The organism is Aeromicrobium fastidiosum (assembly GCF_017876595.1).
Classification (GTDB): Bacteria; Actinomycetota; Actinomycetes; order Propionibacteriales; family Nocardioidaceae; genus Aeromicrobium; species Aeromicrobium fastidiosum.
In genome coordinates, this window is the sequence record NZ_JAGIOG010000001.1 from 1,867,028 (window position 1) to 1,889,845 (window position 22,818).

33 protein-coding genes are annotated in these 22,818 nt (G+C 68.8%); 26 read left to right on the forward strand and 7 right to left on the reverse strand.

The genetic code is table 11. From position 1 onward, the window contains the following. From rplN to JOF40_RS09340, 14 genes are all read left to right on the forward strand, one after another. The gene (gene rplN / locus JOF40_RS09275) at positions 1–369 is read left to right on the forward strand and encodes a 50S ribosomal protein L14 (protein ID WP_056209423.1); all 369 of its coding nucleotides are present in this window, start codon (positions 1–3) and stop codon (positions 367–369) included. 1 nt (position 370) lies between these two features. Further along, the gene (gene rplX, locus JOF40_RS09280) at positions 371–733 is read left to right on the forward strand and encodes a 50S ribosomal protein L24 (RefSeq protein WP_129185625.1); all 363 of its coding nucleotides are present in this window, start codon (positions 371–373) and stop codon (positions 731–733) included. 2 nt (positions 734–735) lie between these two features. Next, positions 736–1,299: a 50S ribosomal protein L5 gene (gene rplE, locus JOF40_RS09285; protein ID WP_129185627.1), complete on the forward strand. Its 564-nt coding sequence runs from the start codon at positions 736–738 to the stop codon at positions 1,297–1,299. Between the two features lies 1 nt (position 1,300). Next, positions 1,301–1,486, forward strand: coding sequence for a type Z 30S ribosomal protein S14 (locus JOF40_RS09290; RefSeq protein WP_056209415.1), 186 nt, complete (start codon positions 1,301–1,303; stop codon positions 1,484–1,486). A gap of 99 nt (positions 1,487–1,585) precedes the next feature. Further along, positions 1,586–1,993: a 30S ribosomal protein S8 gene (gene rpsH / locus JOF40_RS09295; RefSeq protein WP_119702508.1), complete on the forward strand. Its 408-nt coding sequence runs from the start codon at positions 1,586–1,588 to the stop codon at positions 1,991–1,993. A 12-nt stretch (positions 1,994–2,005) separates the two neighbouring features. Next, complete coding sequence (gene rplF, locus JOF40_RS09300) at positions 2,006–2,548, forward strand: 50S ribosomal protein L6 (RefSeq protein WP_129185629.1); 543 nt, start codon at positions 2,006–2,008, stop codon at positions 2,546–2,548. A 3-nt stretch (positions 2,549–2,551) separates the two neighbouring features. Next, the gene (rplR, locus tag JOF40_RS09305; protein ID WP_129185630.1) at positions 2,552–2,935 is read left to right on the forward strand and encodes a 50S ribosomal protein L18; all 384 of its coding nucleotides are present in this window, start codon (positions 2,552–2,554) and stop codon (positions 2,933–2,935) included. 28 nt (positions 2,936–2,963) lie between these two features. Continuing rightward, entirely contained in the window at positions 2,964–3,581 is a 618-nt protein-coding gene (gene rpsE, locus JOF40_RS09310) for a 30S ribosomal protein S5 (protein WP_119702506.1), read from the forward strand. After that, positions 3,581–3,763 (forward strand): 50S ribosomal protein L30, encoded by a 183-nt coding sequence (gene rpmD, locus JOF40_RS09315; RefSeq protein ID WP_129185632.1) that lies wholly within the window; start codon positions 3,581–3,583, stop codon positions 3,761–3,763. The genes rpsE and rpmD overlap by 1 nt, the downstream gene beginning before the upstream one ends. 2 nt (positions 3,764–3,765) lie before the next feature. Beyond that, complete coding sequence (gene rplO, locus JOF40_RS09320) at positions 3,766–4,206, forward strand: 50S ribosomal protein L15 (protein WP_129185633.1); 441 nt, start codon at positions 3,766–3,768, stop codon at positions 4,204–4,206. A gap of 127 nt (positions 4,207–4,333) precedes the next feature. Continuing rightward, complete coding sequence (gene secY, locus JOF40_RS09325; RefSeq protein WP_129185822.1) at positions 4,334–5,641, forward strand: preprotein translocase subunit SecY; 1,308 nt, start codon at positions 4,334–4,336, stop codon at positions 5,639–5,641. Continuing rightward, positions 5,638–6,201, forward strand: a complete 564-nt coding sequence (locus JOF40_RS09330; protein ID WP_129185635.1) for an adenylate kinase — start codon at positions 5,638–5,640, stop codon at positions 6,199–6,201. Before secY ends, JOF40_RS09330 begins: the two co-directional genes overlap by 4 nt. 13 nt (positions 6,202–6,214) lie before the next feature. Further along, positions 6,215–7,051 (forward strand): type I methionyl aminopeptidase, encoded by an 837-nt coding sequence (gene map / locus JOF40_RS09335; protein WP_188111877.1) that lies wholly within the window; start codon positions 6,215–6,217, stop codon positions 7,049–7,051. A 4-nt stretch (positions 7,052–7,055) separates the two neighbouring features. After that, positions 7,056–7,430, forward strand: coding sequence for a hypothetical protein (locus JOF40_RS09340; RefSeq protein WP_129185637.1), 375 nt, complete (start codon positions 7,056–7,058; stop codon positions 7,428–7,430). 21 nt (positions 7,431–7,451) lie between these two features. On the opposite strand, the gene JOF40_RS09345 is transcribed toward JOF40_RS09340, so the two are convergent. Both JOF40_RS09345 and ddaH read right to left on the reverse strand, forming a co-directional pair. After that, positions 7,452–9,302 (reverse strand): CHAP domain-containing protein, encoded by a 1,851-nt coding sequence (locus JOF40_RS09345; RefSeq protein WP_129185638.1) that lies wholly within the window; start codon positions 9,300–9,302, stop codon positions 7,452–7,454. A gap of 79 nt (positions 9,303–9,381) precedes the next feature. Then, positions 9,382–10,257, reverse strand: coding sequence for a dimethylargininase (gene ddaH, locus JOF40_RS09350; protein ID WP_245343112.1), 876 nt, complete (start codon positions 10,255–10,257; stop codon positions 9,382–9,384). A gap of 155 nt (positions 10,258–10,412) precedes the next feature. Between ddaH and JOF40_RS09355 the strand changes: the two genes are divergently transcribed. Together JOF40_RS09355 and JOF40_RS09360 are read left to right on the forward strand one after the other, a co-directional pair. Then, complete coding sequence (locus tag JOF40_RS09355; protein ID WP_129185639.1) at positions 10,413–10,883, forward strand: Lrp/AsnC family transcriptional regulator; 471 nt, start codon at positions 10,413–10,415, stop codon at positions 10,881–10,883. 101 nt (positions 10,884–10,984) lie between these two features. After that, positions 10,985–11,638 carry a LuxR C-terminal-related transcriptional regulator gene (locus JOF40_RS09360; protein WP_209674480.1) on the forward strand — a complete coding sequence of 218 codons (654 nt, stop codon included), beginning with the start codon at positions 10,985–10,987 and terminating at the stop codon, positions 11,636–11,638. A 7-nt stretch (positions 11,639–11,645) separates the two neighbouring features. Here the strand turns inward: JOF40_RS09360 and JOF40_RS09365 are convergent, their stop codons facing one another. Continuing rightward, entirely contained in the window at positions 11,646–13,931 is a 2,286-nt protein-coding gene (locus JOF40_RS09365; protein WP_129185641.1) for a sensor histidine kinase, read from the reverse strand. A 282-nt stretch (positions 13,932–14,213) separates the two neighbouring features. Between JOF40_RS09365 and infA the strand changes: the two genes are divergently transcribed. From infA to rplQ, 7 genes are all read left to right on the forward strand, one after another. After that, on the forward strand, positions 14,214–14,435 hold the full coding sequence (gene infA / locus JOF40_RS09370) for a translation initiation factor IF-1 (protein WP_007078610.1): 222 nt from the start codon (positions 14,214–14,216) through the stop codon (positions 14,433–14,435). A gap of 51 nt (positions 14,436–14,486) precedes the next feature. Then, positions 14,487–14,600 carry a 50S ribosomal protein L36 gene (gene rpmJ, locus JOF40_RS09375; protein ID WP_129185642.1) on the forward strand — a complete coding sequence of 38 codons (114 nt, stop codon included), beginning with the start codon at positions 14,487–14,489 and terminating at the stop codon, positions 14,598–14,600. Between the two features lie 183 nt (positions 14,601–14,783). Next, complete coding sequence (rpsM, locus tag JOF40_RS09380) at positions 14,784–15,152, forward strand: 30S ribosomal protein S13 (protein ID WP_056606237.1); 369 nt, start codon at positions 14,784–14,786, stop codon at positions 15,150–15,152. Positions 15,153–15,158: 6 nt separating this feature from the next. Then, the gene (gene rpsK / locus JOF40_RS09385) at positions 15,159–15,554 is read left to right on the forward strand and encodes a 30S ribosomal protein S11 (protein WP_056606241.1); all 396 of its coding nucleotides are present in this window, start codon (positions 15,159–15,161) and stop codon (positions 15,552–15,554) included. Positions 15,555–15,595: 41 nt separating this feature from the next. Beyond that, positions 15,596–16,204 (forward strand): 30S ribosomal protein S4, encoded by a 609-nt coding sequence (rpsD, locus tag JOF40_RS09390; RefSeq protein WP_129185643.1) that lies wholly within the window; start codon positions 15,596–15,598, stop codon positions 16,202–16,204. 85 nt (positions 16,205–16,289) lie between these two features. Then, the gene (locus JOF40_RS09395) at positions 16,290–17,300 is read left to right on the forward strand and encodes a DNA-directed RNA polymerase subunit alpha (protein ID WP_129185644.1); all 1,011 of its coding nucleotides are present in this window, start codon (positions 16,290–16,292) and stop codon (positions 17,298–17,300) included. A 48-nt stretch (positions 17,301–17,348) separates the two neighbouring features. Then, entirely contained in the window at positions 17,349–17,906 is a 558-nt protein-coding gene (rplQ, locus tag JOF40_RS09400) for a 50S ribosomal protein L17 (RefSeq protein ID WP_129185645.1), read from the forward strand. A 62-nt stretch (positions 17,907–17,968) separates the two neighbouring features. Here the strand turns inward: rplQ and JOF40_RS09405 are convergent, their stop codons facing one another. After that, positions 17,969–18,556: a class I SAM-dependent methyltransferase gene (locus JOF40_RS09405; protein ID WP_129185646.1), complete on the reverse strand. Its 588-nt coding sequence runs from the start codon at positions 18,554–18,556 to the stop codon at positions 17,969–17,971. 119 nt (positions 18,557–18,675) lie between these two features. Between JOF40_RS09405 and JOF40_RS09410 the strand changes: the two genes are divergently transcribed. The 3 genes from JOF40_RS09410 (at position 18,676) to JOF40_RS09420 (ending at position 20,786) form a co-directional block, all read left to right on the forward strand. Further along, positions 18,676–19,521 (forward strand): DUF4394 domain-containing protein, encoded by an 846-nt coding sequence (locus tag JOF40_RS09410; RefSeq protein WP_129185647.1) that lies wholly within the window; start codon positions 18,676–18,678, stop codon positions 19,519–19,521. 63 nt (positions 19,522–19,584) lie between these two features. Then, entirely contained in the window at positions 19,585–20,139 is a 555-nt protein-coding gene (locus tag JOF40_RS09415) for an RNA polymerase sigma factor (RefSeq protein WP_246152890.1), read from the forward strand. Further along, positions 20,136–20,786, forward strand: coding sequence for an anti-sigma factor family protein (locus JOF40_RS09420; protein ID WP_129185648.1), 651 nt, complete (start codon positions 20,136–20,138; stop codon positions 20,784–20,786). Before JOF40_RS09415 ends, JOF40_RS09420 begins: the two co-directional genes overlap by 4 nt. Positions 20,787–20,790: 4 nt before the next feature. On the opposite strand, the gene JOF40_RS09425 is transcribed toward JOF40_RS09420, so the two are convergent. Genes JOF40_RS09425 through truA form a run of 3 tightly spaced genes read right to left on the reverse strand, consistent with a single transcriptional unit; the run spans position 20,791 to position 22,730 of the window. After that, a complete protein-coding gene (locus tag JOF40_RS09425) occupies positions 20,791–21,567 on the reverse strand; it encodes an endo alpha-1,4 polygalactosaminidase (RefSeq protein ID WP_129185649.1) in 777 nt (258 codons plus the stop codon). Further along, complete coding sequence (locus tag JOF40_RS09430; protein WP_129185650.1) at positions 21,564–21,905, reverse strand: MmcQ/YjbR family DNA-binding protein; 342 nt, start codon at positions 21,903–21,905, stop codon at positions 21,564–21,566. The genes JOF40_RS09425 and JOF40_RS09430 overlap by 4 nt, the downstream gene beginning before the upstream one ends. 12 nt (positions 21,906–21,917) lie before the next feature. Next, positions 21,918–22,730 (reverse strand): tRNA pseudouridine(38-40) synthase TruA, encoded by an 813-nt coding sequence (gene truA, locus JOF40_RS09435; RefSeq protein ID WP_129185652.1) that lies wholly within the window; start codon positions 22,728–22,730, stop codon positions 21,918–21,920. Positions 22,731–22,818 lie beyond the last annotated feature (88 nt).

The window sequence follows — 22,818 nt, forward strand, 5'->3', positions numbered from 1 at the left end:
ATGATCCAGCAGGAGTCCCGACTCAAGGTCGCCGACAACACCGGTGCTAAGGAAATCCTCTGCATCCGTGTCCTCGGTGGTTCAGGCCGTCGTTACGCGGGCATCGGCGACACGATCGTCGCCACCGTGAAGGACGCCATCCCCGGCGGAAACGTCAAGAAGGGTGATGTCGTCAAGGCTGTCGTCGTGCGCACCGTCAAGGAGCGCCGTCGTCCGGATGGCTCGTACATCAAGTTCGACGAGAACGCAGCCGTCATCCTCAAGGCGGACGGAGATCCGCGCGGAACGCGCATCTTCGGCCCCGTCGGCCGTGAGCTTCGCGACAAGAAGTTCATGCGCATCATCTCTCTCGCACCGGAGGTGCTCTGACATGGCCCGCAAAGGCACCGTCAGCATTCGCAAGGGTGACCAGGTCAAGGTCATCGCCGGCAAGGACAAGGGGGTGACCGGTTCGGTCATCGAGGTCCTCGCCGAGCACGACCGCGTCATCGTCGAAGGCGTCAACCGCGTCAAGCGCCACACCAAGCCTTCGCAGGCCGGTGGCGTGGGCTCGGGCGGCATCATCACCAGCGAGGCGCCCATCCACATCTCGAACGTCATGCTGCTCGCCGACAAGGAGCCGACGCGTGTCGGCTACCGGCGTGACGACGTCACGAAGACCCGTCCCGACGGGTCGACGTACGCCGCGCAGCGCAGCGTCCGCATCGCCAAGAAGACCGGAAAGGAGATCTGAGCATGTCTGAAGCAACCACCACTGCACCGCGCCTCAAGACGCGGTACCGCGAGGAGATCCTCCCGGCCCTGCGCGACCAGTTCGAGTACTCGAACGTCATGCAGGTCCCCGGCCTGACCAAGATCGTCGTCAACATGGGTGTCGGCGAGGCCGCGCGCGACGGCAAGCTGATCGAGGGCGCGATCCGCGATCTCACCGCGATCACCGGCCAGAAGCCGCAGGTCACCAAGGCCCGCAAGTCGATCGCCCAGTTCAAGCTGCGTGAGGGCATGCCGATCGGCACGCACGTCACGCTGCGCGGCGACCGCATGTGGGAGTTCCTCGACCGTCTGCTGACGCTCGCGCTGCCCCGCATCCGCGACTTCCGTGGCCTGAGCCCCAAGCAGTTCGATGGTCGCGGCAACTACACCTTCGGTCTGACCGAGCAGGTCATGTTCCACGAGATCGACCAGGACAAGATCGACCGCTCGCGCGGCATGGACATCACGGTCGTCACCACGGCGACCAACGACGACGAGGGGCGCGCGCTGCTCAAGCTGCTCGGCTTCCCCTACAAGGAGAACTGACATGGCGAAGACTGGTCTCAAGGTCAAGGCCGCGCGCAAGCCCAAGTTCGCGGTCCGCGGCTACACCCGCTGCCAGCGGTGCGGCCGTCCGCGCTCGGTCTACAAGAAGTTCGGCCTCTGCCGCATCTGCCTTCGCGAGATGGCACACCGTGGCGAGCTGCCGGGCATCACCAAGAGCTCCTGGTAGTCACTACCTTCATCCCCACCACGTCGTAGGTCCCTTCCTACTCAGCGCGTCAGCGCTCGAAGACGAAGACGAAACCGCGGCGAGAACGGAACACCAGCAATGACAATGACCGATCCGATCGCGGACATGCTCACGCGTGTCCGCAACGGCAACCAGGCGTACCACGACAGCGTGGCGATGCCCTACTCCAAGCTGAAGGCCGGCGTCGCCGAGATCCTGAAGCAGGAGGGCTACATCACGTCGATCGACGTGGCCGAGCCCAAGGAGGGCGAGGTCGGCAAGACGCTGACCATCACCCTCAAGTACGGCCCGCACCGCGAGCGCTCGATCGCCGGCATCCGCCGCATCAGCAAGCCGGGCCTTCGCGTGTACGCGAAGTCGACCGGTCTCCCGAAGGTGCTCGGCGGCCTCGGCGTCGCGATCATCTCGACCAGCCAGGGTCTGCTCACCGACCGCCAGGCCAACCAGAAGGGCGTAGGCGGAGAAGTCCTCGCCTACGTCTGGTGAGAGGGGTCTGACATGTCACGCATCGGCAAGATTCCCGTCACCATCCCGTCCGGCGTCGAGGTCACCATCGAGGGCCAGGACGTTCGCGTCAAGGGCCCCAAGGGCGAGCTCACGCACACCGTCGCAGAGCCCATCACGGTCGCCAAGGCCGAGGACGGCGCACTGTCCGTCGAGCGGCCCAACGACGAGCGCAAGAGCAAGGCGCTCCACGGCCTGTCGCGCACGCTGATCAGCAACATGATCATCGGCGTCAGCCAGGGCTACGAGAAGAAGCTCGAGATCGTCGGCGTCGGTTACCGCGTCGCGCTCAAGGGCCCCACCGAGCTCGAGTTCGCACTCGGCTTCAGCCACCCCGTCGTCGTCAAGGCTCCGGAGGGCATCACCTTCGCCGTCGAGAAGCCCACCGCGTTCTCGGTGATCGGCATCGACAAGCAGGCCGTCGGCGAGGTCGCTGCCAACATCCGCAAGATCCGCAAGCCCGAGCCCTACAAGGGCAAGGGCGTCCGTTACGCCGGCGAGCACGTGCGTCGCAAGGTCGGAAAGGCTGGTAAGTAGTCCATGGCTATCTCGATCAGGCACACCAAGAGCACCAAGGGTCGTACCGCGTCGCGTCTGCGCCGCCAGATCCGTGGTCGCAAGAAGATCCAGGGCTCTGCTGAGCGCCCGCGTCTCGTCGTGACGCGTTCCAGCAAGCACATGGTCGCCCAGATCGTCGACGACCTCGAGGGACACACCCTCGCCTCGGCGTCGACGATGGAAGCGGACCTCCGTTCGTCCACCGACGACAAGACCGCCAAGGCCAAGAAGGTCGGCGCACTCGTCGCCGACCGTGCCAAGGCCGCAGGCGTCGACACGGTCGTGTTCGACCGCGCCGGCAACAAGTACGCGGGACGGGTCGCGGCTGTCGCCGACGGCGCTCGCGAGGGCGGACTGGAGTTCTGATGATGTCTATTAACCAGAGGAGTGCCGCATGAGCGGGCAGCAGCGCCGCGGAGGCGGAGGCGGACGGGGCCGTGACAACGGTCGCGGAGCCGAGAAGTCGCAGTACATCGAGAAGGTCGTCACGATCAACCGTGTCGCCAAGGTCGTCAAGGGTGGTCGTCGCTTCAGCTTCACCGCCCTCGTGATCGTCGGCGACGGCGACGGTCAGGTCGGCATCGGCTACGGCAAGGCCAAGGAAGTTCCCACCGCGATCGCCAAGGGCGTCGAAGAGGCCAAGAAGTCCTTCTTCCGCGTCCCGCGCATCCAGGGCACCATCCCGCACCCGGTGCAGGGCGAGAAGGCGGCTGGCGTCGTCTTCCTGCGTCCCGCATCGCCCGGTACCGGCGTCATCGCCGGTGGCCCGGTGCGCGCCGTGCTCGAGGCTGCAGGCGTCCACGACGTCCTGAGCAAGTCGCTGGGCTCGTCCAACGCGATCAACATCGTCCACGCGACTGTGGCGGCCCTGCGCCTGCTCGAGTCGCCCGAGGACGTCGCATCGCGTCGTGGCCTGACGGTCGAGCAGGTCGCCCCGGCGGCCCTGCTGCGTGCCGGCAAGGAAGGCATCGCCGAGGCCAAGGCCAAGGCTGACGCCGGAGCGGGTGTCTGATGGCCAAGCTCCAGGTGACCCAGACCAAGTCCGGTATCGGACGCAAGCAGAACCAGCGCGACACGCTGCGCTCGCTCGGTCTCAAGAAGATCGGCGACGTGGTCGTCGTTGAGGATCGTCCCGAGCTCCGCGGCATGGCTGAGGCCATCCCGCACCTCGTGGACGTCAAGGAGGTGGACTGATCATGGCGCTCAAGCTGCATCACCTGCGCCCCGCTCCGGGAGCCAAGACCGCCAAGACCCGTGTGGGTCGCGGTGAGGGCTCCAAGGGCAAGACGGCCGGACGCGGAACCAAGGGCACCAAGGCCCGCTACCAGGTTCCTGCCGGCTTCGAGGGTGGACAGGTTCCCATCCACATGCGACTGCCGAAGCTGAAGGGGTTCAAGAACCCGTTCCGCGAGGAGTACCAGGTCGTCAACCTCGACCGCATCGGGGAGCTCTACCCCGATGGCGGCGACATCGACATCGCCTCGCTGGTGGCCAACGGAGCGGTCCGCAAGGGCCGTCCCGTCAAGGTCCTCGGCCAGGGCGACATCACGGTCAAGGTCCAGGTCACGGCGAACAAGTTCTCCGCCTCGGCCAAGAGCAAGATCGAAGCAGCCGGCGGTTCGACCACCGTCGTGTGACCCAGATGCGGCGGGACCCTCCATCGGAGGGTCCCGCCGTTCTCGGTGGCTGTTAGAGTCACACCGCGGGCGAGAGCCCGCTTTTGTCCGTTCTACCCACGCACACATGTGCACGAGGAGGATCACGGTGCTCAGCGCCTTCGTCCACGCCTTCCGGACGCCTGACCTGCGGAAGAAGATCCTCTTCGTCCTGTTCGTCATCGTCCTGTTCCGACTCGGATCGACGATGCCCGCGCCGGGCATCAACGTCGGCAACGTCCGCGACGCCGTCCAGGCCGCGTCCACGGGTGAGAACAGCAGCCTGTTCGCCCTGATCAACGTCTTCTCCGGCGGTGCGCTGCTGCAGCTCACCGTCTTCGCGCTGGGCATCATGCCCTACATCACCGCGAGCATCATCCTGCAGCTGCTCGTCGTGGTCATCCCACGGCTCGAGGCCCTCAAGAAGGAGGGCCAGGCTGGTCAGACCAAGATCACTCAGTACACCCGCTACCTGACGCTGGGTCTGGCGATCCTCCAGGCGACGGGCATCGTGGCCCTGGCCCGCAGCGGCAACCTGTTCGGTGGAGCCGAGCAGGGCCGTCCGCTGCTCTACAACCCCGACAGCATCCTGTCGTTCCTGCTGATCGTCCTGACGATGGTCGCCGGCACGGCCGTGATCATGTGGCTCGGTGAGCTGATCACCGACCGCGGCGTCGGCAACGGCATGTCGATCCTGATCTTCACGCAGGTCGTCGCCACCTTCCCGGGTGCCATGTGGCAGATCAAGCAGACCAAGGGCTGGACGACCTTCGTGGGCGTCATCATCATCGGTCTGATCATCGTCGCGGCGGTCATCTTCATCGAGCAGGCTCAGCGACGCATCCCGGTGCAGTACGCCAAGCGCATGGTCGGGCGCCGCATGTTCGGCGGCTCGTCGACGTACATCCCGCTCAAGGTCAACCAGGCCGGCATCATCCCGGTCATCTTCGCCTCGAGCCTGATGTACCTGCCGGCGCTGATGGCGCAGTTCAACTCCGGCGCGCCGTGGGCCACCTGGATCAACGACAACTTCGTCAAGGGCGACCACCCGCTCTACATGGCCACGTTCTTCCTGCTGATCGTGTTCTTCACGTACTTCTACGTGTCGATCACGTTCAACCCCGAGGAGGTCGCCGACAACATGAAGAAGTACGGCGGCTTCATCCCCGGCATCCGCGCGGGTCGCCCGACGCAGGACTACCTCGGCTACGTGCTGAGCCGCATCACGGCACCCGGTGCGCTCTACCTCGGTCTGATCGCCCTGATCCCGATGATCGCGATCGCGCTGATCGGGGCCAGCCAGAACTTCCCGTTCGGCGGCACGACCCTGCTGATCATCGTCGGCGTGGGTCTCGACACGGTCAAGCAGATCGAGAGCCAGCTGCAGCAGCGGAACTACGAAGGATTCCTCAAGTGAGACTGCTCATCATGGGTCCGCCGGGCGCGGGCAAGGGCACGCAGGCCGTGGGCCTGGCCGAGCGCATCGGCGGCGCGCACATCTCGACCGGCGACATCTTCCGTGCCAACGTGCGCGACCAGACCGAGCTGGGGCAGACGGCGCAGCGCTACATGGACGCCGGCGAGTACGTGCCCGACGAGGTCACCAATGCGATGGTCAAGGACCGCCTGGCCCAGGACGACGCCAAGGACGCCTTCATCCTCGACGGCTACCCGCGCACGGTCGACCAGGTCGCCAAGCTCGACACGATCCTCGCCGAGCTCGGCCAGCAGCTCGACGGCGTCATCGAGCTCGTGGTCGATCCCGAGGAGCTCATCCAGCGGCTGCTGAAGCGTGCCGAGACCAGCGGCCGTGCCGATGACACCGAGGACGTCATCCGGCACCGACAGGAGGTCTACACCGCCGAGACCGCTCCGCTGCTCGAGGTCTACGGATCACGGGGCCTGCTGATCGAGGTCGACGGCGTCGGCGAGGTCGACGAGGTCTCGCGCCGCATCGACGCTGCGCTGCCGTCGTAGGCGTGCGCCGCTGATGTTCGACCGCGGCATCGAGCTCAAGACCCCCGAGCAGATCACCACGATGCGCGCCGCCGGCCTGGTCGTCGGACGGACGCTCGAGCTGCTGCGCCGCGAGGTGCGGGCCGGCATGACGACGGCCGAGCTCGATGCCATGGCGCACGAGCACATCCGCTCGCAGGGTGCCACCTCCAACTTCCTGGGTTACGGGGCGCACGGTCCCGCCGGCGCGGGTGGCTTCGCGGGTGTCATCTGCACGTCGGTCAACGACGAGGTCGTCCACGGCGTTCCGGGCAGCCGGGTGCTGCGCGATGGCGACATCATCTCGATCGACTGCGGCGCGATCGTCGACGGCTGGCACGGTGACGCCGCGATCACCGTCGCGATCGGCGGCGTGCCTCCGGAGGTCTCGGCCCTGTTGGAGGTCACCGAGGACTCCATGTGGGCCGGCATTGCCGCTGCCGCGTTGGGTGGCCGGGTCGGCGACATCAGCCATGCGATCGAGACGGCGGTCGATGCCGCCGGCGACTTCGGCATCGTCGAGGGCTACACGGGACACGGGATCGGTTCGCAGATGCACCAGCCGCCCGACGTGCCCAACTACGGCAAGCCTCGTCGCGGGCCCAAGCTCGTCCAGGGCCTGGCGCTCGCGGTCGAGCCGATGGTGACGCTGGGTTCCGCTGCGACCCGCACGCTGGCCGACGACTGGACCGTCGTCACCAACGACGGGTCGTGGGCAGCCCACTTCGAGAACACCTTCACGCTCACCCCGACCGGAACCTGGGTGCTGACGGCGCTCGACGGTGGCCGTGAGCGACTTGCTGCGCTCGGCGTGCCCTATGGGGGACACTGAGGCGATGAGGCCCCTCGCCACCGTCGTCGTCGCAGGTCTGCTGCTCCTCGGAGCCTGCGGATCGGATGGTGCCGGAGCGACCGACAGTCCGGAGGGTGCTGTGCGTGAGCTGATGGCATCGCTCGAGGCAGGCAGCTGCCCGCGGGTGCAGGCGATCGTCGTGACCCCCGACGCGATCGACTGCGAGATGATCGGCACGCTGCGCGACGGCTATGCCGACGACGGCGTCGATCTCGACGACGCCGATGTCAGTGCGGGAGAGGTCGTCGACGGCAGCACGACCGTGACGGTCGATCTCGGTGCGGGGGAGGCCGACCAGACGTGGCAGGTCGAACGGGTCGGCGGCTCCTGGAAGGTGCTGTTCGACTCGGAGGCGTGATCCTGTGGGCCTGACCCGTGGTCAACGCACCGTGACGGTCTTCTGCTTGACCGACGACCCGATGCCCGACGCTCCGCTGTAGGCGAGACGGTAGGTCTGGCGACCGACCGTCTGACGCGTGAGCGAGAACTTCGCGCGTCCCTTGACGACCTTGACGGTGCGGGAGCGACCCACGCCATACGTGACGGTGATCGTCCCGCCCAGTGCGGTCTTGCGCGGGGCCGAGACCGTGACGACGAACGACAGCTTGCCGCCGCCTGCCGGAGTGGCCGCGACGGAGATCTTGGCGGTCGTGCGGGTCTTCTTGGCCGGGTTCGTCGCGACGGTCAGCGCGGAGTAGCCGGTGGCCTTGTAGGTGACGGTCGCCGAGAGGCGGTGTCCCACGTCGCTCGATGACACCTTGCGGGTGCGACCCGTGGCACCGGAGACGGCCTTGCCGTCGCGCAGCCACTGGTAGCGCACGGAGGCTCCGGCCGGTGCGACGGTGCCGGGGTCGATCGTCAGCAGCGATCCGCGACTCGAATCGCCCGTGACAGTCGGGGCGGTCGTGACCGCGATGCGGCCCGTGCGGACCGCCGAGGTCTCGGCGGAGGTGGCCGACGCGGAGGTGTAGCCCGCTCGACGAGCGACGATCCGCACCTTGATGGCGGCCGTGCGCTCGCGATGGGTCGGGACGAACGTCTGCTGGGTCGCTCCCGCCACGGGCTTGCCCCCGGCATACCACTGGTAGCTGAGGTCGGCCGTGGGCGACCAGGTGCCGGGGGAGGCGGTGAGGCGTGAGCCGACCTGCGGGGTGCCGGCGACGGACGGTGCGCTGCGGGCGGTCAAGGTGCCTGCCGCGACGGCACCGGAGGCGTTGGTCGCGACGGGCGTCGCGAGGTATCCGACGCGCACGGCGGCCACCCGCGCGGTGACCGCCTTGCCGACGTCGACCGACCGGGCGACGTAGCTCGACGCGGTGGCACCCGGGATGGCCGTGTCGCCGGAGTACCACTGGAAGGAGTGCGTGACGTCCTTGCGCGACCAGGTGCCGGTCGTCGCGGTGAGGCGAGAGCCGACCTTGGCGGTGCCGCTGAGCGTCGGACGGGTCACGACGGTCAGTGCTCCCGGGGCCACGGGCGCTGGGTTGGAGACGACGGTCACGGGCGGCACTCCCGATCGGGTGCCGGTGACCTGGACGGTCAGTGAGCGGCCGAGCACCGAGGAGGTCGGTGTGTAGGTCTTGTCGGTGGCCCCCGCGATGGCGCTGCCGTCGACCAGCCACTGGTAGGCGTAGGCCGAGGGGACGGGGTTCCAGCTGCCCACGGACGCCTTGACGGCCGTGCCGACCTTGGGCTCGCCGACGATGGCCGGCTTGGCTGCGTTGGCCGGGGGAGCCGGGCTGAAATGGATGATGCCGTCGGGCCAGCCTGAGCCCGACTTGGTGATGCGCCGCCAGTCGAAGGCCCCGCTCCAGTTGGACTCGGAGACCCAGATCTCGCTGTCGGAGACGACCTTCTCGATGTACGCGACGTGGTTGCCGCCCTTCTTGCCCCACCAGGCGACGGCGCCGACGGCCGGAGTCGAGTTGGTCACCGAGGCCATCGCGGTGCCCCAGTCGCGAGCGTTGCCGACGCCGGGAGCGGGACGCTTGTTGGGCAGCCCGTTGGTCGTGATGAGGCGGTACGCGATGTAGTTGGTGCAGTTGGTGCCCGTGTACATCTTCCAGTAGCTCGTGTTCTTGGCGCTCGCGTAGCCGGAGTGCGAGTAGCCCTTGTCGCTGCAGCTGGTGTAGCCGGTGCACAGGACGGTGTAGGCCGCCTGTGCAGGCGCGGCCGGCACCAGGAGGGCGGCGAAAAATAGCACGACGAGGGCGATCCGAGAGTGCGACACGCCGGACACTCTACGTGACGTGTGGGGCGCGTGTGACTCGATCGACAGGTTGTACCGCCTGACGGGCGTCGGGCAGCGGTCAGCGGTGCAGCTCCATGGTGCAGCACTTGACGCTGCCGCCGGACTTCATGAACTCGCTCAGATCGACCGGCACGGGGGTGTAGCCGCGGCGGCGCACGGCCTCGGCGAGCCCCGTCGCGGCAGAGGGCAGCACCACGTGGTGCCCGTCGCTCACCGCGTTGAGGCCCAGCACGAGCGCATCGTCCTCGGAGCACAGGATCGCGTCGGGGAAGAGATCGCGCAGCGTCCGCCGACTGTGCGGGCTGAAGGCACCGGGGTAGTAGGCGATGTCGGCCGGCGTCTCGCCGTTGCCGTCGTCGAGCACCGCGATGGCGACATCGAGGTGGTAGAAGCGCGGGTCGACGAGCTCGAGCGAGACGACTGGACGGTCGAGGGCGTCGGCCGCCTCGATGTGGGCGTCGAGGGACGTGCGGAACCCCGTGCCGGCCAGGATCATGGCACCGAGGGCCAGGAAGTCGCCCTCGCCCTCGTTGGTGCGAGTGGGCTCGGTGACCCGGTAGCCGTGGGTCGTCAGCCACGCCGCATACGCCCCGCCCTCGGCGGACCGCTCCGCGAACCGGAATCGAGCACCGTAGGCCCGCCCCCCGATGACGAGTCCGCCATTGGCCGCGAACACCATGTCGGGCTGGCCGGGCAGTGGGTCGATGAGGTCGACGCGGTGCCCCAGGCTCAGGTAGGTGTTGCGCAGCACCTCCCACTGCAGGCGGGCCCGCTCGACGTCGACGGGTGTGTCGAGGTCCATCCAGGGGTTGATCGCGTAGGCGATCTCGAAGTGCGACGGCGTGCACATCAGGTAGTGCCGCGGCCGTGCCGCTCGGGGGACGTCGATGCGGGGCGAGGGGCCTGTTGCTGCCCGGGTGTCGATGACGGTCAAGGTACGGCCTCCGGAAGGGCTCGGGCGGTGACTCCGCGCAATGGATCAACCATATGGCTGCGCGTGCTGACACAACGAATCGGAAACCGGCCGTACGCCCGCGGTTTTCTTGTGTACTGATCGCTTGCGCGACGGAATCTTGCAAGAATGGTCAGATGGACGATCTCGACCGCCGGCTCATCGACTGTCTGCTCGACGACGGCCGCGCGACGTACGCGGCGATCGGCGACCGCATCGGCCTGTCGTCGCCGGCGGTCAAGCGTCGGATGGACCGCCTGGTGGGCGACGGCGTGATCTCGGGGTTCACGGCCGTGCTCGACCCGCACCTCGTCGGATGGACGACCGAGGCCTACGTCGAGGTGCACTGCAAGGGCACGATCTCGCCCGACGAGCTGCGCGAGGCCTTCGGGCGGGTGCCGGAGGTGCACGCCGCGGCCACCGTCTCCGGCCAGGCCGACGCGATCCTGCACATCGTGGCCAAGGACGTCCGTGACCTCGAGCGCGCCCTCGAACGTGTGCGGGTCGAGACCGACAGCGTGGACCGCACCGAGACCGCGATCGTCCTGTCGCGGCTGATCGACCGGCACGGTCCCGGCGCGGCGGCCATCAGCATGTCCGAGGGGTGACGGTGCTGGGCGCTCGGGCCGGGGGGTCCGTCGAAAGGACGACTGGACGCCGTCGGGACCGCGACGCCACGATGGGGACTTCCGAGAAGGGCCGTGTGGTCATGGGTGGTTCAGCAGGAGCGACACGAGTGGGCGTCGCCGCGATCGACAACCACCCGATCGTCCTGAAGGGCATCGGCGCCGCCCTCGCGGAGTCGGCCCCCGGACTCGAGCTCGTGGCCGTCGCGGGCTCCGTGCGAGAGCTGCTCGCCGGACCCGGGGCGCAGGCGGCGGTCGTGCTGCTCGACCTCGGCATGCCGCGCGAGGGATCGGTCGAGGACGACATCCACGAGCTCGTCGCCCACGGCATGGTCGTGCTGATCTTCACGTCCGAGGAACGTCCCGCCCCGGTGCGCCGAGCGATCGCCGCGGGGGCGTCCGGGCTGCTGCTCAAGATCGATCCGGTCGAGGCCATCGCCGACGCCATCCGGGGAGCGCTCGACGGTGAGCAGGTGTGCTCCGGGGCCCTGGCACACGCGCTGCTGACCGATGACGAGCTGATGGTGAAGCTGTCGCCGAGACAGATCGAGATCCTGCGGTCGATCTCCGAGGGACTGCCCTACAAGGCCGTGGCGCGGACGATGCACATCTCGGAGTCCACGGTCCGCGAGCACCTCAACAGGGCGGTCGCGACCTACCGGCAGCGTGGTCTCGACCCCGGCAACTCGCACGGTCTCGTGACGATGGCGCGGGGCGAGGGCCACCTGCCCGACTGAGGCGCGGTCATCGTCCGGCGTCGGCGGTCGCTGCCTCTCGTCCGGTCGCCGACGTCGGGACATGGATGTCGAGGCGCGTCCGGTCGTCCATCGACTGCATCACGAGACCGTCGCCGAGCGCGCCGCGGATGGCCTGGGCCCGTGCGTCGCTGATCGCGGGCCGGATCGTGACGGCCAGGCGGGCACCGGAGCCCGAGACGGTGACGACGACCCAGCGGTCGCCGGCGTCGAGCACCGTCGCGAGCACGTCCCGCACCGGCCCGGGATCGCTGGGAGGGTCGTCGTCGACGCGGAACGTGACGCTCCCGCCCGCGGCACGGATCGCGGACAGCAGCTCGCGCAGCCCCGCGTCGACCACGGTGGGAACGATCAGGTCGTCGCGCACCTGTGCCGCGATCACGCGGGCGCGGTGCCGGACGTCGGCCTGCGCCGGTGAGGCAGCGCCTTCGGCAACGGTCGACAGGAAGGGGACGACGGTCTCCTCCAGGTGCGCGAGATCGCGGCTGAGCAGCTCGGCGCGCGCGGTGATCCGCACCTCCTCGACCGCGTGGGAGGAGATGATCCGCTCGGCGACCGCGACCTGCGCGGAGATGCGACGCAGGGCGATCGCCGCTGCCAGGAACGGTCCGGTCGCGACCACGGTGCCGGTGATGGGGGACAGTGCCTCGGCCGGCGAGAGGGCGGGGTCGACGAAGGCCGCGACGAAGACCGTCGCGCACACCATGACGGCAGGCACCATGACCCACCGCGCAGGGGACAGCAGGGCGACGACGACCAGGGGCGCGACCGTCATGCCCTGCACCCAGGAGTCGAACCCCAGCAGTGCCCCCGGGCCGGCGTTCCACAGCCCCAGCGCGACCAGGGCGACCAGGGCGACCGTCAGGACGCTCACACCGCGTGCCGACAGTGGCCCGGCCACGCCGCGACGGGTCAGGCACCAGGTCAGCCACAGCAGGCAGATCGCGACCGCGACGCCCCCCGCGAGGCTGCGGCCCGAGTCGACGTGCCTCACCGCGGCCCACGCCTGGCTCGCGGCGTACGTGTAGACGATCGGGGCCAGCCCGCGCCGCATGTCGGGGACGGCGGCCATGATCGAGCTCCAGGCGCTCGACCAGGGATCGACGCGGCTCGGGGATCGCGGAGCCGGGGGTGACCACCGCAGTCGCACGGTCGTGCCCCGGCCCGGGGACGTCGTGATCGTCGCGGATCCGCCGACCTGGGCCATGCGTCCGATGATCGACACGTCGATGCCGAACCCGTGCGCGTGGGGCGCCGGTGCCCCGTCGCCGTCATCGGAGATCTCGATGTCGAGGCCGCCGTCGTCGGTGGAGCGTGCCGCGACGTGTGCCCGGTCGGTGCCGGCGTGCCGGCGGACGTTGCGCAGCGACTCCATCGTCGCGCCCGCCACGGCGGTCTGCACCGGCACGGGATAGTCGTCGAGGTGGAAGGCCTCGCCGACGTCGAAGGCCACATCGACCGGCAGGTAGGCCACGAAGTGCGCAGGTCCGGTCGGCGCGGCCCATGTCCGCAGTCGGGCGAACCGGTCGACGGCGGCCCGGGCCGCGTCGCGGGCCACGGTGTCGTCGCCGGACGTCGGGGACAGGTCGATCAGCACGAGAGCTGCGATGACGTCGTCGTGCAGGACACGGCGGACCTCGTCGATGCTGTGGCGCCGCGCGTCCTCGCGGGCTCGCGACCGTCCGGCCTCCAGGTCGAGTGCCCGCAGGCGGTCGGCGTTGGCTGCTGCTGCTCGCAGCACCCTCATGAGGATGTGGATCGAGATGCCCGTCGCGCCCAGCACCGCCATCTCGTCGATGCTGACCAGCAGCAGGCCGGGACCCGTCCAGGCGTCGCGGACCACGACGTAGAGCACCGCCGTGACGGGTGCGGCCACGGCCGCGACGCGAGTGGGCGCGAACACGGCCACGCCGACCAGTGCCACGAGCGCGAAGGACAGGGCAGGACCCGCATCGGCGCCGGCGCCGTCGGCCCCCATGAGGCGGTTGCTGCCCAGTGCCAGCACGACGGCGAGGTCGACCAGGACGATGTCGACCAGGCCGGTCCACTGCATGAACAGCCGCACGACGGCGAGGAGCGTGACCGCGAGGGCGCTGATGAGCCACCACGCCGTGTCGGGCGCACGGACGATGCCGGCCAACGCTCCGATCGTGGGGCCGTTGGCCAGCACGACGATGACCCAACCGGTGTAGATCAACCGAGCCCAGCGCTCGACGCCCGTTCCCCACAGGCCGGTCGCCACGTCGGGACGGGGACGAGAGGCGCTGTGCGGCATGGTGGACCGGGCCTCCGGGTGGGATGGGGTCGAATCAGACCCGACCCTAGCGATGACGGGACGGCTGCCGTCCGCGCCGCGCGCGGTGTCGGTCGATCGGGGGACAAGCGCCCACCCGGATGGGCCGATTTGAATCGGCGCCCCCGGCAGGCGTAGAATCGGGAGTCGGCCTTTTCAGGTTCGTTTTCCCATGTCACGACACCCGCCTCGGCGGTGCGTCGGGGTGCGTTCCGGCCGAAGCAGCATCCTGACACCCCCGGCAATGCAACCAAAGAAGAGGTCATGGCGAAAAAAGAAGGCGTCATCGAGATGGAAGGTGCCGTGGTCGAGGCTCTTCCGAACGCGATGTTCCGTGTGGAGCTGGCCAACGGCCACAAGGTCCTCGCGCACATCAGCGGCAAGATGCGTCAGCACTACATCCGCATCCTCCCCGAGGACCGGGTCGTGGTCGAGCTCTCGCCGTACGACCTCTCCCGCGGTCGCATCGTCTACCGCTACAAGTAAGTCCGCAACAACCCAACATCCACGCATCGATCCCCAAGAGAGAGAATCTCGATGAAGGTCAACCCGAGCGTGAAGAAGATGTGTGACAAGTGCAAGGTGATCCGTCGCCACGGCAACGTCATGGTGATCTGCGAGAACCCGCGCCACAAGCAGCGCCAGGGCTGAACAGACACATCGGCTTCACAGCAACAGCAGCACGCAACATCTGATCGCTCCCGCCACAGCACCATCGTGGCGGGTCACCCCCGGAAGCGTAGGCCGGGGCCCGGCTCCAGGACGTCGATGTTCTGGGAGGCAGCCAGGACGCATCAGGTGACCACACCTCGCACAATGGAAGGAACTGCCTAGATGGCACGCCTCGTAGGAGTCGACCTCCCGCGCGAAAAGCGCATCGAGATCGCACTCACGTACGTCTTCGGAATCGGCCGCACCCGCGCCACCGAGACCCTCGCAGCAACCGGCATCAGCCCGGACAAGCGAGTCCACGAGCTCGACGACAACGACCTCGTAGCGCTCCGCGATCACATCGAAGCGAACTACCAGACCGAGGGCGACCTGCGTCGCACGGTCACGGCAGACATTCGCCGCAAGATGGAGATCGGCAGCTACCAGGGCCGTCGCCACCGTGCGCACCTGCCCGTCCGTGGCCAGCGCACCAAGACCAACGCGCGCACCCGCAAGGGCCCCAAGCGCACCGTCGCCGGAAAGAAGAAGTGATAGCGCATGCCTCCTAAGTCAGCTGGCAAGAAGGTCCGCCGCAAGGAAAAGAAGAACGTCGCTGCGGGCGAAGCCCACATCAAGAGCACGTTCAACAACACCCACGTCACGATCACCGACCCCACGGGCGCTGTGATCTCCTGGGCCTCCGGCGGAACCGTCGGTTTCAAGGGCTCCCGCAAGTCGACCCCGTTCGCAGCCGGCATGGCTGCCGAGTCGGCCGGTCGTCAGGCGATGGAGCACGGGATGAAGAAGGTCGACGTCTTCGTGAAGGGCCCCGGATCGGGCCGCGAGACGGCGATCCGGTCGCTGAGCGGAGTCGGCCTCGAGGTCGGCACCATCTCCGACGTGACCCCCAGCCCCCACAACGGCTGCCGTCCCCCCAAGCACCGTCGTCTCTGACGACTGCTTGCCTGAATCCACAGTTCTAGGAGTTATCAACCATGGCCCGTTACACCGGACCTCTCACCAAGAAGTCGCGCCGTCTCGGCATCGACCTCGTCGGTGGTGACGCTGCATTCGAAAAGCGTCCTTACCCTCCCGGCCAGCACGGCCGCGCGCGCGTCAAGGAGTCGGAGTACCGCAACCAGCTGCTCGAGAAGCAGAAGGCGCGCTACACCTACGGAGTGCTCGAGAAGCAGTTCCGCAAGTACTACGAGCTCGCCTCGCGTCGTCCCGGCAAGACCGGCGACAACCTGCTCCAGATCCTGGAGTCGCGTCTCGACAACGTCGTCTACCGTGCCGGGTTCGCCCGCACGCGTCGTCACGCCCGTCAGCTCGTGAACCACGGTCACTTCATCGTCAACGGCGTCAAGACCGACATCCCGTCGTTCCAGGTGAGCAAGCACGACATCATCGACGTCAAGCCCAAGTCGCTGGAAACCACGCCGTTCATCGTCGCGCGTGAGACGCACGACAAGGACACGGTTCCCGGCTGGATGGATGTCGCGCCCGATCGCGGTCGCATCCTCGTCCACGCCCAGCCGATCCGCGAGCAGATCACGGTTCCGATCCAGGAACAGCTGATCGTGGAGTTCTACTCCAAGATCTGATCCCCCCTGCGCCGGCCACCTCCACAGGTGGCCGGCGCGCGACCCGGGCCTTCAAATAGAGGTCGGTCCGGAAAGGAAAGAACACATGCTGATCGCCCAGCGCCCCGCCCTGTCCGAAGAGGTCGTCGACGAGTTCCGTTCGCGGTTCGTCATCGAGCCCCTCGAGCCCGGCTTCGGCTACACCCTCGGCAACTCGCTGCGTCGCACGCTGCTGTCGTCGATCCCGGGTGCGGCCGTCACCTCGATCAAGATCGACGGTGTCCTGCACGAGTTCTCGACCGTCCCCGGCGTGACCGAGGACGTCACCGAGATCATCCTGAACCTGAAGGGTCTGGTCGTCTCCTCCGAGAACGACGAGCCCGTCGTCATGTACCTCCGCAAGGAGGGCGCCGGTGACGTGACCGCCGCCGACATCCAGCCCCCGGCCGGTGTCGAGGTCCACAACCCCGACCTGCACATCGCGACGCTCAACGCCAAGGGCAAGATCGAGATCGAGCTCGTCGTCGAGCGTGGCCGCGGCTACGTCTCGGCCGTGCAGAACAAGTCCGGTGACGAAGAGATCGGCCGCATGCCGGTCGACTCGATCTACTCGCCGGTCCTCAAGGTGACGTACAAGGTCGAGGCCACCCGCGTCGAGCAGCGCACCGACTTCGACAAGCTCGTCATCGATGTCGAGACCAAGAAGTCGATCCTTCCCCGCGACGCCATCGCGTCGGCCGGTTCGACGCTCGTCGAGCTGTTCGGTCTGGCCCGTGAGCTCAACGTCGAGGCCGAGGGCATCGACATCGGCCCCAGCCCGGTCGACGAGCAGCTCGCTGCCGACCTGGCCCTGCCGATCGAGGACCTCAACTTCACGGTGCGCTCCTACAACTGCCTCAAGCGCGAGGGCGTCCACACCGTGGGCGAGCTCATCACGCGCTCGGAGCAGGACCTGCTCGACATCCGCAACTTCGGTTCGAAGTCGATCGACGAGGTCAAGGCCAAGCTCAACGAGATGGGTCTCGCGCTCAAGGACAGCCCGGCCGGGTTCGACCCGACCGCAGCCATCGACGCGTACGACGACGACGCCAGCTTCGCCGAGGACGAGCAGTACTGAGTACTGCTCGATCACGGCTCACCGCCCGATTGATTCTGGAGACACAACATGCCCACCCCCACCAAGGGACCCCGCCTCGGCGGTAGCCCGGCGCACCAGCGCCTGATCCTGGCCAACCTCGCGCAGAACCTGTTCGAGCACGGCAAGATCACGACCACCGAGGCCAAGGCGCGCCGTCTGCGTCCCTACGCCGAGTCGCTGATCACCAAGGCCAAGACCGACACTGTGGCCAACCGCCGCCAGGTCGTCAAGGTCATCCGCGACAAGAGCATCCTGCACACGCTGTTCACCGAGATCGGTCCCGCCATGGCGACCCGTCCCGGCGGCTACACGCGCATCACGAAGGTCGCGCCGCGCAAGGGCGACAACGCCCCCATGGCCGTCATCGAGATCGTCGAGGCCAAGTCGTTCGGTGCCCAGAACCAGACGCCGAAGAAGTCCGCCCCCGCGGCGGCTGCTCCGGCCGTGGTCGAGGACAAGCCTGCCGATGACGTCGCTCCCGGCGACGACCTCGGTACCGACGTCGACGTGGTCGAGGCGTCCGAGGACGCTCCTGCTGCCGCCGAGGCCGTCGAGAGCTCGACCGAGGGCGACGACGCCAAGTAGCACCTGTCGCATCGCGCACGCCCGTCACCATCAGGTGGCGGGCGTTCGTGCGTCCCGGGCTCTCAGGACGTGCGTCGCACCTCGAGCAGGCGGAAGCCCTTCTCGCTGCCGACCCGGGCGGTCGGCCAGCCCTGCTCGACCAGCCAGCGCTGCAGCGAGTCGGCACCGAGGTTCTTTCCGACGACGAGTCGCGCGGAGCCGTCCGGCGCGAGGCGTGGCAGCCAGCGCAGCAGCAGGTCGTGGAGCGCCTGCTTGCCGATGCGGATCGGCGGGTTCGACCAGATGTGGTCGAACACGACTCCGCCCGGCACGTCGTCCGGCAGGGCGGTTCGCACCGTGACGCCGTGCCGCTCGGCATTGACCGCGGTGAGGTCGAGGGCGCGCTGGTTGACGTCGACGGCCCACACCGTGGCACCGGCCGCGGCGACGGTGCACGCGATGGGACCCCACCCGCAGCCGAGGTCGAGGACCACCCCGGACGTCGGGGGTGGGGCAGAGGCCAGCAGCACCGCGGTGGCCTTGTCGAGACCGTCGTGCGAGAACACGCCGCCAGAGGTCGTGAAGACCGACTCGCGTCCACCGATCACGACGGTCACGTCGCGCCGGCGGTCGTCGCCAGAGGGCACGTCGTCGAAGTAGTGGCCGCTCACGACGCCAGTCTTCCAGTGGGTGTTCGCAGAAACTTCGGCGGATAGTCAACGCTGGAGGCTCCGCAGGGGTACACCCTGTGTGGTCGGCATCACGGCCGTCCCTGACAACGGAGGAATCCATGCGCCAGCGCACCCGTCATCTCATCGCCCTCGGAGCCGTCACGGCACTCACGGCAGGCACCGGCCTCGCCGCGATCGGCGCGGCCCAGGCTGCGACCGTCCCCAAGACGGCGCTCGGTCTGTCGTCCAACGGCAAGAACCTCTCGATCTTCGACCTGTCCACCGCCAAGCGCACCAAGGCGCTCGGCCAGGCCAAGGGCCTGACCGGCGACGTGCGGCTCATCGGCATCGACGAGCGTCCGGCCGACCACAAGGCGTACGGCGTCGGCGACAAGGGTGGCGTCTACGTCATCAACCGCGGCAACGGCGACGTCCGCAAGGTCTCGCAGCTGAGCGTGGCGCTCGACGGCACCCACTTCGGCGTCGACTTCAACCCCGCGGCCGACCGCCTGCGCATCATCAGCGATTCGGGCCAGAGCCTGCGCCACGACGTGACGCAGCCCGCTGCGACCACGGCCGTCGACGGCAAGCTCAACTACGACGGCGCTACGGCCACGGGCATCACGGCTGCCGGCTACACCAACAGCGACAACGACCCCCGCTCGGGCACGACGCTGTTCAACCTCGACATGACGCGCGACCAGGTCGTGCAGCAGGTCCCCGCGAACTCGGGCAACCTGCTCGTGTCGGGACCGTTCGGTCCCCGCCAGGGACCCGTGGCCGGCTTCGACATCGTCGGATCCAACCAGGGCACGCGCACGGTCGACAACACCGGCTACGCGTCGATCCGTCCCACCAGCGGTGGCCTGGCGACGCTGTACAGCGTGAATCTGCTGAGCGGGAAGTTCACCAAGGTGGCAAAGTTCGACAAGGACATCGCCGACCTCGCCATCCCGCAGCCCTGAGTCGCAGGGGGCTGCGCCCAGCCGGGTGCGGCCCCCGCACGATGAGTCGCAGGAGCAGCGTTGGTGGCACCGTGGAGGACCTCCCGGGCCGGTGACGATGTCGGCCGTCCCTCGACGCCTGACGCACTGGCCCGGGAGGGCTACGACCGCCACGGTGCCGAGCTCTACCGCTTCGCCCTCGCGCGGCTGTCAGACGATGCCGCGGCCCAGGACGTCGTGCAGGAGACGATCGTCCGGGCGTGGCGTGCCGGCGACAGGTTCGACCCGTCGGTGGCATCCTTGCGCACGTGGCTGTTCGCGATCGCCCGCAATGTCGTCACCGACCACCTGATCGCACGAGGACGCGCGACGTCGCTGTCCGCCGCCGCCGAGGCACACGGAGAGGACCACATGAGTGACCAGAGTGCCGCGGTGGCCGATGCCGACCTGATCACCCGCGCCCTCGAGCTCATCAGCGACGACCACCGCGCCGCGATCGTCGAGACCTACCTGCGCGACCGGTCGTACGAGGACGTCGCGGGCGAGCTGGGCGTGCCTGTCAGCACCCTGCGGAGCCGGGTGTTCCACGGGCTGCGGCAGCTGCGCACCGCGATGGCGACGATGGTGGTCGAGCCGTGAGCCACGAAGAGCTGCGCGAGGCGCTGGGGGCCTACGCCCTCGGTCAGCTCGACGCTGCCGAGCACGAACAGGTGCGCGAGCACCTGGCCGGGTGCGACGCCTGTGCGGCCGACCTCGCCGAGATCCAGCCTGTCGTGGCTGCGCTGCGCGGGATCGATCCCGATGCCGTGCTGCCCGCCGGCATGATGCCGCCGCCCGGACTCGACGACCGGATTCGCCGCGCTCTGCCCCCGGAGTCGATCCGTGACCGCCGATGGCCGGTGGTCGTGGGTGCCGCACTTGCCGCAGCAGCGGCCGCCGCGGTGGTCACGGCGGTGGTCGTGCGGGACACCACGCCCACACCGACCGTCATCGCGGTGCCGCAGGTGCAGGTCGCGCAGGGCGTGACGGCCACCGCGGGACTGGTCGACCACACGTGGGGCGTCGAGATCAAGCTGCAGGCGACGGGGCTCCGGGCGGGTGAGCGGTTCACGATGTGGGTCGTGGCCGACGACGGCAGCCGGCACGAGGCCGGGGAGATCCTCGGCGTCGCCGACACCCGCGTCATCTGCGACATGAGCTCCTCGGTGCTGCTCGACGAGGCCGCGAGCTTCCGCGTCGTCGATGCGGCGGGTGACGAGGTCATCGCCGCCGAGATGCCGTCGTGACGGGTCAGCAGGTGCGGAAGACGTAGCGTTTCGAGTCGCGCGGTGTGACGTCGCGGTCGCGCAGCAGGATCGACGCCCGTCCGGAGCGGGCAGCGCATGCGCGTCTGAAGGAGGCCCGCCCGTTGTCGGAGTACTCGATCTCGATGAGCCGCGTGCCGTACGTGCGCGTGTAGGCACCGCACTCGCGGTAGACCTCGCACTCCTCGGCGACGGCGAAGTCGAAGCCGAGCCCGAGGCGGCTCAGCTGCGGCGTGTTCTTCTGGGCGATCGCGGTGCCCGACGCGTGGGCCTCGCGCACGAGACGTCGTGCGAAGGCGATCGCCTGCTTCTTGGTCAGACGTCCCTTCGACCGGGTCCAGGAGTCGAGGTTGTCGGGCTCGACCGCCGCGAAGCCCTTGCGGTGGCACTGGTCGAACCAGGCACCGTTGAGCCGGCCGAGCTCCTCGCGCTTCGCGGAGGTGCGGATGTCGAGCAGCACCTCGTCGGGCCAGCCGGGGTCGCGGACGAGTTGCCCGTCGCCGTCGCGCAGCAGCAGGGTGGGGTGCTTCGCGCGCCACCACCGCAGCGTGCCGGGCTGGGTCTGGAAGGAGTTGACGTAGCAGATGGAGTAGCGGCCGGGTGCCGGCTGCTCGGACCGGTCGCGCGTCACGATCTGCACGTCCTGAGCCGGCTCATAGGCCCCGCCGAGCTGGTAATCTGCCACCCCCGCGGTGGGTGGCAGCGTCACGGGCGCGGCCGTCAGGGCCAGCACGGCCGCCCAGGACGCGAGCAGGGCGCTCATGCGTCACGCGCCGTGCGCACGGTCGCGGGCGCGACGAGGTACCAGGCCGCGTCGACGAGCTCGAACAGCTCATCGGCGTCCACCGCGTCGAGGTCGACGAGGACGTAGTCGTGGCCGTCGTAGTGAGGGGTCGTGTAGAACGCGGGGTCGGCGCCCTGCACGAGCGCCGCCTTGTCGGTCGCGGAGCAGCGCAGCGCGAATCCGCCGTCGGAGTCGGTGCGCAGCCGGCCCATGAGCTTGCCAGCGACCTTGACCGCGGGAGTTCCGTACGAGGTCGATTCGGCCACCTCGGGCAGGGTCGAGGCGAAGGTGACCACGTCGTCCCAGGTGACCGGCATGACTCGAGTGTCTCAGGTGCGGGAGGTCGCCGGGGGCTCGTCGCGCCGACGCCTGGACGCGACCGCTCGAGCGGCCAGGCCGCCGTCGTCCGGGTAGGTGACCTGCTCGAGCACCAGCCCGTGGGCCGGCATGACCGTGACTCGGGTGTCGCGGACAGCGTGGGCCAGCACCTCGGCCGACCAGGCCGGCTCGAACCGTCCCTCTCCCACCGCGACGAGGGCACCCATGAGTGCCCGCACCATGGAGTGGCAGAACGCGTCGGCGCGGACCGTCGTCTCGACCAGGTCGCCCGACCGGACGGTGCTGAGCTCGAGGAGCGTCCTGATCGTGGTGGCCCCCTCCCGCCGGCGGCAGAAGGCGGCGAAGTCGTGCTCGCCGAGCAGGTGGGCACCGGCGGCGTTCATGGCGTCGACGTCGAGTGGGCGTCGCCAGGCCACGACCGTCCCGCGGACCAAGGGATCGGGGCCGGCCGGAGCGTCGCAGATGCGGTAGACGTAGCGGCGCTCGACAGCGGCGAACCGGGCGTCGAAGCCGGGAGGGGCCACCGACAGCGACCGCAGGGCGATGTCGGACGGCAGGAGTCGTCGCAGGCGACGCTCGAGCGTGGACGGGTCGACGTCGTCGAGGTCGACGTGTGCGACCTGACCGCGGGCATGCACGCCCGCATCGGTGCGTCCCGCGCACGTGAGCTGAGGGGGCGCCTCGAGGCGCAGGACCGTGCCGATCGCCCGCTCGACCTCGCCCTGGACGGTGCGGAGGCCCGGCTGGGTGGCCCAGCCACGGAAGTCGGTCCCGTCGTAGGACAGGTCGAGTCGCAAGCGCACCCGGCCACGCTACCGGTTGCGAGCCGCCTTCCCGGATCACCGGGCCGGGCGCGGCAACCTCCAGTACCGTGAGGTTCTCACCGACCTC